Consider the following 11144-nt stretch of genomic DNA (forward strand, 5'->3'; position numbering starts at 1 on the left):
AAAACTCATAAAGAACTGAACGGGTCTTGGTACAATGAGTGCTTTCGATACATCGGCACCGCCATCCACCCATGATAGATATCCAACTTCTCCGTAAAGACATCGCCACCGTCGCAGAACGCCTGGCGACGCGCAAATTCCAGCTCGACGTGGCAGGTTTTACCGCCCTCGAAGCCGAACGCAAGGCGATCCAGACGCGCACCGAAGAGCTGCAGGGCAAGCGCAACGCGCTGTCCAAGCAAATCGGCATGTTGAAAGGCAAGGGGGAAGACACCTCGGCCGTGATGGCGCAAGTGGCCGGCCTGGGCGATGAGCTGAAAGCCGACGAAGCGGCCTTGAGCGTGGTGCAAGCCAAGCTGAGCGACTTCATCATGGCCGTGCCGAACTTGCCGCACGAATCGTCGCCCGTGGGCATGGACGAGTCGGGCAACGTGGAAGTGCGCAAGGTCGGCACGCCACGCAGCTTCGATTTCGAGGTCAAGGATCACGTCGACGTGGGCGGCCCGCTGGGCCTCGATTTCGAAGTGGCCACCAAGCTGACCGGTTCGCGCTTTTCCGTCATGAAGGGCGGCATCGCCCGTCTGCACCGCGCGCTGGCGCAATTCATGCTCAACACGCACGTGGACGAGCACGGCTACACGGAATGCTATACGCCGTACATGGTCAACGCCGATTCGCTGCGCGGCACGGGCCAGCTGCCGAAATTCGAAGCCGATCTGTTCTCGGTGAAAAAAGGCGGCGCGGAAGGCGAGGGCGAGACCTTCTACCTGATCCCGACGTCGGAAGTGTCGCTGACCAACATCGCGCGCGATGAAATCCTCGCGCTCGACCAACTGCCGCTGAAAATGACGGCCCATACGCCATGCTTCCGTTCGGAAGCGGGCAGCTACGGCCGCGACACGCGCGGCATGATCCGCCAGCATCAGTTCGATAAAGTCGAAATGGTGCAAGTAGTGCATCCGGACACCTCGTACCAGGTGCTGGACGAAATGGTCGGCCACGCGGAAACGATTCTGCAACGCCTGGGTCTGCCATACCGCGTCATGTCGCTGTGCACGGGCGACATGGGTTTCGGCGCCACCAAGACCTTCGACCTGGAAGTGTGGCTGCCGGCGCAAAACACCTACCGCGAAATTTCGTCCCTGTCGAACTGCGAAGCCTTCCAGTCCCGCCGCATGCAGGCGCGTTTCCGCAACGCCGCCGGCAAGCCGGAACTGGCCCACACCCTGAACGGCTCCGGCCTGGCAGTGGGCCGCACCCTGGTGGCCGTGCTGGAAAACTACCAGCAAGCGGACGGCAGCGTCGAGATCCCTGCCGTGCTGCGCCCGTACATGGGCGGCCTGACGCATCTGAAGGCCTAAAATAGTCCTTTTCTTTTCGCTGCGGGCTGCTATAATCTTGCCTTCTCGCAGCAATGCGGGGAAAGACCGCAGCAAATGGAGAGGTGGCAGAGTGGTCGAATGTACTTGACTCGAAATCAAGCGTACGTTAAATCGTACCGTGGGTTCGAATCCCACCCTCTCCGCCAGAACAAATAGAGAAAGCTCCCGAAAGGGAGCTTTTTTTATTTGTGGCGGCGGAAAGGAGTACGCCCCCTGCGGGGCGTACGCGTGGGATTCGAAGACGAGCGCGTATTCGCGCGAGGCTCCCCGAATCGTCAAATTGGGTTTTGCTTTTCCAAAGCAAGATCAGCAACAAACCCCTACCCAACCCAACAACACCCATGCTAAAATAGCGCCTCGTTCAAACCGGCATGTCAGTTTGAATGAATAGACCGCAGTAAACGGAGAGGTGGCAGAGTGGTCGAATGTACTTGACTCGAAATCAAGCGTACGTTAAATCGTACCGTGGGTTCGAATCCCACCCTCTCCGCCAGAATACATAAGAGAAGCTCCCGCAAGGGAGCTTTTTTTATTTGTGATGCCAACAGACCTGCGACGTCTCAATGCATGTAGAAAAACCGCCCAAAGCGCGCAGCGCAAGGCGTTTTTTCCTCCATTCAAGTTCTAATAACTAGCGCCGCCACTAACGCAACAAGCTAGTGCACAAACCTAGCCACCGCAAACGCCACGCCCGACAGTGCAATCATTGTGCCCACACACGACAGGATGACAGCCGACTTCGCCTCAGCTACATCGGATTTGGTCGCATAATTGGAGCGCACCACTGCCAAGTCCAGTTTCAAGTTGCCGACATCCGTCTTGAGAACGGCAATATCTGCTTTTACGCCAGCCATGTCTTTTCCCAGTGTGTTGACCTGCTCGTCCATGGTGCAATCCTCCATGCTTTTCATTCCATGCTCCTCGTTTTTTTCACCCCTGTCAAACAGTGTCCCGAGCGTATCGTGCATGGCCTTGCTATTCCTCGCCAAGCGTTGCGCCAGTGCCATCGCGCGTTGCAAGTCAGCCATTCCTTCATCCTGTAGCTGGTCCGTGGCAGTCTGCAATTCGGCAGCGATCTGTTCGCTGAGGCTGGCCGCAACCTGCAGCCATGCATCGATCTTGCGCTGGCGTGCGCGTCGCTCCAGCGCGTCAGACCGCAGCCACGTATCGCTCAGCTCGTGCATGCTGTTCATGCTGCGTCCTCTTCAGCTTCGGTCGATGCTGATGCAGTCCACGCTACCCCTCGCCGTCGCCACCCACCTTGACCCTGCTCAGCCTATGGTAATCTACCCCCTCCCATCCCGACCCCACCAATAAAAGCAATGAGCCGATTCTGGAGCAACATCGTCAGCGAGCTGACCCCCTACATCCCTGGCGAGCAACCCAAACTGCCCGACCTGGTCAAACTCAACACCAACGAAAATCCCTACGGCCCGTCGCCGCAAGTGCTGGCCGCGCTGCACGAAGCCAGTAACGACACCTTGCGCCTCTACCCCGATCCCACGGCCAGCGAACTGAAGCAAACTCTGGCCGGCTACCACGGCTTGCACAGCGCGCAAGTGTTCGTCGGCAACGGTTCCGACGAAGTGCTGGCGCTGGCCTTCATGGCCTTGCTCAAGCACGATGCGCCGCTGCTGTTTCCGGACATCAGCTACAGTTTCTATCCCGTGTATTGCAAGCTGTACGGCATCGATTACCGCACCGTGCCGCTCGACGACACCATGCGCATCCGCCCGCAAGACTACCAGGGGCCATGCGGCGCCATCATCTTCCCGAACCCGAATGCCCCGACGGGCGTGGACTTGCCGCTGGCCGGCGTGGAAACCCTGTTGCGCGACCATCCCGACGCCGTGGTGGTGGTCGATGAAGCGTACGTGGATTTCGGCGGCGAGAGCGCCGTGGCCCTGGTCGACCGTTATCCGAACTTGCTGGTGGTGCAGACGTTCTCGAAATCGCGTTCGCTGGCCGGCTTGCGCGTCGGCTGCGCCTTCGGGCATGCTGACCTGATCGAGGCGCTGGAACGTGTGAAGAACAGTTTCAATTCGTATCCGTTGGACCGGCTGGCGCTGGCCGGCGCCGTCGCTTCGCTGCACGATGAAGCGTATTTCCAGCAGACGCGCCAGGCCGTGATCGCCAGCCGCGATCAGCTGACGCAAGACCTGGCGGCGCTGGGCTTCGAGGTGCTGCCGTCGGTGGCCAATTTCGTCTTTGCCCGCCACCCGCAGCATGACGCGGCGCAACTGGCGGCCGGCTTGCGCGCCCGCTCCGTGATCGTGCGCCATTTCAATGCACCGCGCATCAGCCAGTATCTGCGCATCAGCATCGGCAATCCAGCCGAATGCGCGGCCTTGCTGGCGGCCTTGCGCGCAATACTGTGACGCCATGCTGACCTTCGTTCCTGCCAGCCTGGCCGATGGCGAGGCGCTGGCCAGCCTGCGCGTGGCCGCCATGCGCGAAAGTCTCGAGCGCATCGGCCGCTATGATCCGCAGCGCGCGCGCCAGCGCTTCCTGGCCACCTTCGACCCCGCCTGCACCTGGCAGTTGCGCCACGGCGGCAAGCTGGCAGGCTTTTATGTGCTGCGCCCGCAAGCCGATTATCTGTTGCTCGACCACCTCTACCTGGCGCCCGGATGCCAGCGGCAAGGCCTGGGCGCGGCCGTGCTGGCGCGCGTGTTTGCCGAGGCCGATGCGGCTCGCAAGAGCGTGCGCGTGGGCGCCTTGCGCGGTAGCGAGGCAAATCGCTTCTACGTGCGGCACGGCTTCGTGCCCGATGGCGAGGAAGAGTTCGACCTGTATTATCGGCGCGCCCCCGCGGCTTGATGCTGCCGGCGGCGACTGTTTGTGCAACAATAATCGGATTCATACATCGACAGGACGGACAATATGGCAAAAGTGGCATTCATCGGTTTGGGCGTCATGGGTTTCCCCATGGCAGGCCATCTGGCGGCGGGCGGGCACGACGTCACCGTGTACAACCGCAACCCGGCCCGTGCGGTCGCCTGGCTGGAGCAGCACAAGGGCAGCAGCGCCGCCACGCCGGCAGAAGCCGCTGCCGGCGCCGAGTTCGTCTTCACCTGCATCGGCAACGATAACGACCTGTATCAAGTGATCCTGGAAGAGGGCGGCTTGCTGTCCGCCATGGCGCCGGGCAGCATCCTGATCGACCATACGACGGCTTCCGCCGAAGCGGCGCGCACCATCCACGCGGCGGCAAAAGAGCAGGGCGTGTTCTTCCTCGACGCGCCCGTGTCCGGCGGCCAGGCTGGCGCGGAAAACGGCAAGCTGACCGTGATGGTGGGCGGCGACGCAGAGGCCTATGCGCGCGCCGAGCCCGTCATCGCGCTGTTCTCCCGCGCCGTCACCTATATGGGGGCCTCCGGCTCCGGCCAGCTCACAAAAATGGTCAACCAGATCTGCATCGCGGGCCTCGTGCAAGCCTTGAGCGAAGGCATCGCCTTTGCGGAAAACGCGGGCCTCGACGCAGCGCTGGTGGTCGACGTGATTTCCAAGGGCGCGGCACAGTCGTGGCAGCTGGAAAACCGGGGCAAGACCATGATAGAGCGCAAGTTCGACTTCGGTTTCGCCGTCGACCTGATGCGCAAGGACCTCGGTATCTGCCTCGCCGAAGCCAAGCGCAACGGCAGCGACTTGCCCGTGACGACCTTGACGGACCAGTTCTATGGCGAAGTGCAGCAGGCGGGCGGCAACCGCTACGATACGTCCAGCCTGATCACCCGCCTGAACAAAAAGTAAAATTTAACTCGTCAGTAGCGAGCGGCGCGTCCCTGCAAAGGGCCGCGCCGCTTGTCGTTTACGGGACTGAAAAGTAAAAAACGTCAGTTTCCGGAACATCCGGTTTCGATTTTCATGGAAAAGCATGGACTTCGCTAGCTCATCGTGTATTATTAAAAAACGAGATGAAATGTCCCAATTTTTAAAACATTATGAGTGGACCCGCATGAAAACCAACTCCTCAGCGATAACACGCGTTGTCGACAAGAACATTCCCTACCTGTCTTCGGCCGTCGCCATCTGGCGCCCCCGCGCCGTGCTGCGTAGCTGGCCCGGCGTGGCCATCGCGCTGGTGATTGCCTTGTCGGCCACCTTTATTTCCAGTAATTACGGCGGTCCGCAACTGCTGTACGCACTGTTCTTCGGCCTGGCTTTCCACTTCCTCGCGTCCGATCCCACCTGCAAGCCCGGCATCGAGTTTTGCAGCAAGGTGTTGTTGCGCACGGGCGTGGCCCTGCTGGGCGCACGCATCACCTTCAACCAGATCGCTTCGGTCGGCGTGACGCCCTTGCTGATCGTCGTCGGCGGCCTCATCGCCACCCTGGGTTTCGGCTACCTGCTGGCCAGGTGGCTCAAGCGGCCCATCACGGAAGGGATATTGTCGGGCGGCTCGGTCGCCATCTGCGGCGCGTCGGCCGCGCTGGCCATCTCGGCCGTGCTGCCGCAAACGAAGGAAAACGAAAAGTTCACCCTGCTGACGGTGGTCGGCGTGACGTCGCTGTCGACCCTGGCCATGATCGTCTACCCGCTGCTGGTCAAGCTGCTGGGTTTTGACCCGACGGAAGCGGGCGTGTTCATCGGCGGCACCATCCATGACGTGGCGCAAGTGGTGGGCGCCGGCTACCTGGTCAGCAACCATACGGGCGACGTGGCCACCTTCGTGAAACTGACGCGCGTGGCCTGCCTCGTGCCTGTCGTGCTGGGCCTGTCGATCATGTTCAAGCGCAAGGACGGCAAGAGCGAAGTCGATGCGCCGCCGCTCGTGCCCTTTTTCCTGATCGGCTTTGTCTGGCTCGTCATCACGAACAGCCTGGGCCTGATCCCGCAGGAAGTCAATGGCTGGATCAACAACGCTTCGCGCGCCTGTCTCGTCATCGCCATCGCAGCGCTGGGCGTCAAAACGTCGTTCCAGTCGCTGGCCTCGCTGGGCTGGCGTCCCGTGATCATGCTGGTGATGGAAACCGTGTGGATCGCCGCCTTTGTTGCCATCGCCGTCCTGCTGACGCGCTGAGCGAGCCGGACCCGCCATGAAGATCCTAGTCCTCGGCGCCGGCGTGGTCGGCACGGCATCGGCCTGGTACTTGCGCCAGGCGGGCCACGACGTACGCGTGCTCGAGCGCCAGGCGGGCGCCGCGCAGGAAACGAGCTTCGGCAATGGCGGGCAGATTTCCGTCTCGCACGCGGAGCCGTGGGCCAATCCCGCCACCCTGCGCAAGGTCGTGCGCTGGCTGGGCAAGGACGACGCGCCGCTGCTGTTCCGTCCCCGTCTCGATATGCTGCAATGGCAGTGGGCCTTGCACTACCTGCGCGAATGTTTGCCATCGAGGGTGTCGCGCAATATGCGCCAGATCGTCGCCCTGGCCGAGTACAGCCGCCAGAGCCTGCAAGCCTTGCGCCGCGAAACGGGCATCGCCTATGACCATCTCGAGCGGGGCATATTGCATTTCTATACGGACCAGCAGGAGTTCGACAAATCGCAGTCGGGCGCCGCGCTCTTGCGCGAACTGGGCTGCCCGCGCAATACCGTCAGCGCCGATGAGGTGATCCGGCTGGAACCGGCCCTGCGCCACGCGCGCAGCCAGATCGTCGGCGGCGATTTTACGGCCAGCGACGAGTCGGGCGACGTGCATTTGTTTACCACGGCCTTGGCGGCCCGCGCGGCGGTGGCCGGCGTGGATTTTCAGTACGGCACGACGGTGACGCGCTTGCTGGCGGATGGCGAACGCATCACGGGCGTGGAATGCATCGATGCGCAGGGCCGCCATCGCCTCGAGCACGCGGATGCCGTGGTGGTCGCCATGGGCAGTTTTTCCGCACCGCTGCTGCAGCCGCTCGGCATCCGCTTGATGCTGTATCCGGGCAAAGGGTATTCCGCCACCTATCCGATACGCGACCCTGTCAGCGCACCGACCGTCTCGCTGACGGACGATGCGCACAAACTGGTGTTTTCGCGCCTGGGCGAGCGCCTGCGCGTGGCGGGCACGTGCGAACTGAACGGCTACACGCGAGAACTCAACCCCGTGCGCTGCGCCGCCATCACGCGCAGAGTGCAAGCGCTGTTTCCCCACGCCTGCGATTACAGCGACCCCGTCTACTGGGCCGGCCTGCGCCCGCTCACGCCATCGAACGTGCCGTATATCGGTACGACGCGCTACCGCCAGCTGTTCCTCAACACGGGCCACGGCACCCTGGGCTGGACCATGGGCTGCGGCGCGGGCAGGGCGATCGCCGACCTCGTGTCCGGGCGGCGGCCGGAAGTCGATTTTGCGTTTTGCGGGGAAACCCAAGGAAAAAGGCTGGGGTCGGTCCCACCGGGAGCGGAATGTGGCCCATTGGGCCACGTTCCCCCTCAGGGTCCGACCCCGGATTTTGCTTCTGGTTTAAATGAATTGCACAGGAGATCAAGATGAGAGACGCCACCACCCCCGGCCAACCACCGGCCGGCCTGACCCTGGCCGGCACCACCTACCAGTCGCGCCTGCTGGTAGGCACGGGCAAGTACAAGGATTTCGAGGAAACGCGATTGGCCATCGAAGAGAGCGGCGCCGAGATCGTCACCGTCACGATACGGCGCGTGAACATCGGCCAGGAAAAGGGCGAGCCGAACCTGCTCGACTTCATTCCGCCGTCGAAATACACGATCCTGCCCAACACGGGCGGCTGCTACAACGCGCGCGACGCCGTCTACACCTTGCAGCTGGCGCGCGAGCTGCTGGGCGGCCACCAGTTGTGCAAGCTGGAGGTGCTCGGCGATGAAAAGACCCTGTTCCCGAACATGCCGGAAACGCTGAAAGCGGCGCAGGAACTGGTGCGCGACGGCTTCCAGGTGATGGTGTATTGCAGCGACGATCCCATCCAGGCGCGCATGCTGGAAGACATCGGCTGCATCGCCGTCATGCCGCTGGCGTCCCTGATCGGCTCGGGCATGGGCATTCTGAATCCGTGGAATCTGTCGCTGATCATCGAGCAAGCCCGTGTGCCCGTGCTGGTCGACGCCGGTGTCGGCACGGCGTCGGACGCGGCCATCGCCATGGAGCTCGGTTGCGATGGCATTTTGATGAATACCGCCATCGCGGCGGCGCGCGAACCGGTACGCATGGCGCGTGCCATGAAACTGGCAGTGCAGGGCGGACGCGAGGCCTATCTGGCCGGACGCATGCCCCGGAGAGCAGGCGTCATGAGCGCCTCGCCCTCGTCGCCGATGGCCGGGCTGATCGCCTGAGCCCGATTTGCAGCAAGGCAGTTGATGATTGTTTCAAGCGTTTATAAAAACCACAATACCTGGAGATGACATGAAACACACACTCGTAGCGGCAGCCATCCTGGCCTCCTTCTTCGCTGGCAGCGCCAACGCCCAATCGTCCGTCACCGTGTACGGCTTGCTCGACGCGGGCCTGACGTCCGAACACGGCGGCGCGGACGGTTCCGTCACCAAGCTGGCCACCGGCGTGCAGTCGGGCAGCCGCATCGGCTTCAAGGGCACGGAAGACCTGGGCAACAATCTGAAAGCCAATTTCTTGCTGGAAAATGGCCTCGACGTGGACACGGGCGCCAACCGCCAGGGCGCCCTGTTCGGGCGCAAGGCCTACGTGGGCCTGTCGGGCGGCTTTGGCGCCGTGAACCTGGGCTTGCAGCACAACCCGCTGTTCACCGCGCTGGACAATATCGACCCCTTCGAGACGGGCATGACGGGCGCCTCGATCAACCTGATGAGCGTGGCCAGCCTGCGCACGAAAAACTCCATCATGTACGAGACGCCGAAGGTGAACGGCTTGTCGGCCGCCGTGATGGTTGGCCTCGGCGAAAAGCCGGACAGCAATACGCTGGGCCGCACCATCGACTTTTCCATCGATTACGCCAACGGCCCGCTCGTGCTGACCCTGGCGCACGACAACCGCAAGGACACGTCGCTGAACACGGCCAAGGTCACCTTGCTGGGCGGCACCTACGACTTCGGCCCGGCCAAGCTGCACGCCGCATATGAGACGGACAAGGATGACGCGGGCACGGATTTCCGCAGCTACATGCTGGGCGCGTCGGCCCCCGTGGGCGCGGCGGGCAGCGTGATGGCGTCCTACATCAAGAAGGATGACCGCACGAATGCGCGCCGCGGCGGGCGCCAGCTGGCCATCGGCTACACCTATGCCTTGTCCAAGCGCACGAACCTGTACACCTCGTACGGCCGCATCAACAACGATGGCGCGGGCACCAACTTCGTTGGCGACGCATCAAGCGGCGGCAGCGTGCCCTTGCCTGGGCATAACTCGAGCGCCTTCACGGCCGGCATGCGTTTGAAGTTCTAAGACGCGGCGCGGGACGAGGCGATGGCGGGCTGTCTGTTGCGGATAGCCCGCCATTGTTGTTTCAGGAGCGGGGTAAAGTCACGGATTCCGGATTCAGGAATGAAACAGTCCGATTTTTCATGAATTTTCATTGACAGCGCATTTCGCAACCGTTAAATTGACTATGTATTTCAAATATCGGAACAAAATATACCGATTTTTCATAAAACCGTAAGGAGACTGAGCCATGACCGATTTGTCCGACCAAAAAGCCGCCGCCGCTGCCGTTCCCGTTGGCCCGCAAAAGATGACGCCTTCCGAAGCGTTCGTGGAAACCCTGGCCGCCAATGGCGTGACCGACATGTTCGGCATCATGGGCTCGGCCTTCATGGACCCGATGGATATCTTCGCCCCCGCCGGCATCCGATTGATCCCCGTCGTGCACGAGCAGGGCGCCGGCCACATGGCCGACGGTTATGCCCGCGTCTCGGGCCGCCATGGCGTCGTCATCGGCCAGAACGGCCCCGGCATCAGCAATTGCGTCACCGCCATCGCGGCCGCCTACTGGGCGCATACGCCCGTCGTGATCATCACGCCGGAGACGGGCACGATGAGCATGGGCCTGGGCGGCTTCCAGGAAGCGAACCAGCTGCCGATGTTCGAGGAATTCACGAAGTACCAGGGTCACGTCACCCATCCGGCCCGCATGGCCGAATACACGGGCCGTTGTTTTGACCGCGCCATGTCGGAAATGGGCCCGACCCAGCTGAACATCCCGCGCGACTATTTTTATGGCGAAATCAAGGCGGAAATCCCGAAACCGAACCGCCTGGACCGCGGCGCCGGCGGCGAGCAAAGCCTCAACGATGCGGCCGAATTGCTGGCGAAAGCCAAGTTCCCCGTGATTATCTCCGGCGGCGGCGTCGTCATGGGCGACGCGATCGACGAGTGCAAGGCCCTGGCCGAGCGCCTCGGCGCCCCCGTCGTCAACAGCTACCTGCACAACGACTCGTTTCCCGCCAGCCACCCGCTGTGGTGCGGTCCGCTCGGTTACCAGGGTTCGAAGGCGGCCATGAAACTGATCGCCCAGGCCGACGTCGTCGTGGCCTTGGGGTCGCGCCTGGGCCCGTTCGGCACCTTGCCGCAGCACGGCATGGATTACTGGCCGAAGAACGCGAAGATCATCCAGATCGACGCGGACAACAAGATGCTGGGTCTGGTCAAGAAAATCTCGGTGGGCATCTGCGGCGACGCCAAGGCGGCCGCGAAAGCCATCCTGGCGCGCCTGGACGGCAAGGCCCTCGATTGCGATGCCACGCGCGACGAGCGCTATGCCACCGTGCAAGCGGAAAAAGCGGCGTGGGAAGAGGAATTGACGAACTGGACGCACGAAAAAGATGCGTACAGCCTGGACATGATCGAAGAGCAAAAGAAAGAGCCGGGCAATTACCTGCACCCGCGCCAGGTC

Annotated in this window: 10 protein-coding genes and 2 tRNA genes; 11 read left to right on the forward strand and 1 reads right to left on the reverse strand. The window is 62.3% G+C overall.

Annotated features, from left to right (window positions below; translation table 11 throughout):
- Window positions 1-71: 71 nt before the first annotated feature.
- From serS to BLU39_RS26105, 3 genes are all read left to right on the forward strand, one after another.
- Window positions 72-1361: a serine--tRNA ligase gene (gene serS, locus BLU39_RS26095; RefSeq protein WP_092718823.1), complete on the forward strand. Its 1290-nt coding sequence runs from the start codon at window positions 72-74 to the stop codon at window positions 1359-1361.
- A 77-nt stretch (window positions 1362-1438) separates the two neighbouring features.
- Window positions 1439-1528 (forward strand) — tRNA-Ser (locus tag BLU39_RS26100).
- A gap of 257 nt (window positions 1529-1785) precedes the next feature.
- Window positions 1786-1875, forward strand: a tRNA-Ser gene (locus BLU39_RS26105).
- Window positions 1876-2038: 163 nt separating this feature from the next.
- Here BLU39_RS26105 and BLU39_RS26110 read toward each other — a convergent pair.
- The gene (locus BLU39_RS26110) at window positions 2039-2575 is read right to left on the reverse strand and encodes a hypothetical protein (RefSeq protein ID WP_139178494.1); all 537 of its coding nucleotides are present in this window, start codon (window positions 2573-2575) and stop codon (window positions 2039-2041) included.
- A gap of 129 nt (window positions 2576-2704) precedes the next feature.
- On the opposite strand from BLU39_RS26110, the gene hisC reads away from it, so the two are divergent.
- The 8 genes from hisC to xsc all read left to right on the forward strand — a co-directional run.
- Window positions 2705-3760, forward strand: coding sequence for a histidinol-phosphate transaminase (gene hisC / locus BLU39_RS26115; RefSeq protein WP_092718830.1), 1056 nt, complete (start codon window positions 2705-2707; stop codon window positions 3758-3760).
- Window positions 3761-3764: 4 nt separating this feature from the next.
- Window positions 3765-4202 (forward strand): GNAT family N-acetyltransferase, encoded by a 438-nt coding sequence (locus BLU39_RS26120; RefSeq protein WP_092718833.1) that lies wholly within the window; start codon window positions 3765-3767, stop codon window positions 4200-4202.
- Between the two features lie 63 nt (window positions 4203-4265).
- Window positions 4266-5135, forward strand: coding sequence for an NAD(P)-dependent oxidoreductase (locus BLU39_RS26125; protein ID WP_092718837.1), 870 nt, complete (start codon window positions 4266-4268; stop codon window positions 5133-5135).
- A 205-nt stretch (window positions 5136-5340) separates the two neighbouring features.
- Window positions 5341-6405, forward strand: a complete 1065-nt coding sequence (locus tag BLU39_RS26130; RefSeq protein ID WP_092718840.1) for a YeiH family protein — start codon at window positions 5341-5343, stop codon at window positions 6403-6405.
- 16 nt (window positions 6406-6421) lie between these two features.
- Window positions 6422-7804 (forward strand): D-amino acid dehydrogenase, encoded by a 1383-nt coding sequence (locus BLU39_RS26135; RefSeq protein WP_092718842.1) that lies wholly within the window; start codon window positions 6422-6424, stop codon window positions 7802-7804.
- Window positions 7801-8616 (forward strand): thiazole synthase, encoded by an 816-nt coding sequence (locus BLU39_RS26140; RefSeq protein ID WP_092718844.1) that lies wholly within the window; start codon window positions 7801-7803, stop codon window positions 8614-8616. Before BLU39_RS26135 ends, BLU39_RS26140 begins: the two co-directional genes overlap by 4 nt.
- Before the next feature lie 70 nt (window positions 8617-8686).
- Window positions 8687-9697, forward strand: coding sequence for a porin (locus BLU39_RS26145; RefSeq protein ID WP_092718846.1), 1011 nt, complete (start codon window positions 8687-8689; stop codon window positions 9695-9697).
- Window positions 9698-9923: 226 nt separating this feature from the next.
- Window positions 9924-11144: sulfoacetaldehyde acetyltransferase (xsc, locus tag BLU39_RS26150; RefSeq protein ID WP_092718849.1), on the forward strand; the 1221-nt coding region annotated here is incomplete at its 3' end.

Source organism: Janthinobacterium sp. OK676, from assembly GCF_900103595.1.
In the GTDB taxonomy this organism is placed as follows: Bacteria; Pseudomonadota; Gammaproteobacteria; order Burkholderiales; family Burkholderiaceae_D; genus Janthinobacterium.

Coding starts and splice junctions, on each gene's coding strand:
- serS (WP_092718823.1), top strand. CDS start 72: ATGATAGATATCCAACTTCTCCGTAAAGACATCGCCACCGTCGCAGAA.
- BLU39_RS26110 (WP_139178494.1), bottom strand. CDS start 2,575: ATGAACAGCATGCACGAGCTGAGCGATACGTGGCTGCGGTCTGACGCG.
- hisC (WP_092718830.1), top strand. CDS start 2,705: ATGAGCCGATTCTGGAGCAACATCGTCAGCGAGCTGACCCCCTACATC.
- BLU39_RS26120 (WP_092718833.1), top strand. CDS start 3,765: ATGCTGACCTTCGTTCCTGCCAGCCTGGCCGATGGCGAGGCGCTGGCC.
- BLU39_RS26125 (WP_092718837.1), top strand. CDS start 4,266: ATGGCAAAAGTGGCATTCATCGGTTTGGGCGTCATGGGTTTCCCCATG.
- BLU39_RS26130 (WP_092718840.1), top strand. CDS start 5,341: ATGAAAACCAACTCCTCAGCGATAACACGCGTTGTCGACAAGAACATT.
- BLU39_RS26135 (WP_092718842.1), top strand. CDS start 6,422: ATGAAGATCCTAGTCCTCGGCGCCGGCGTGGTCGGCACGGCATCGGCC.
- BLU39_RS26140 (WP_092718844.1), top strand. CDS start 7,801: ATGAGAGACGCCACCACCCCCGGCCAACCACCGGCCGGCCTGACCCTG.
- BLU39_RS26145 (WP_092718846.1), top strand. CDS start 8,687: ATGAAACACACACTCGTAGCGGCAGCCATCCTGGCCTCCTTCTTCGCT.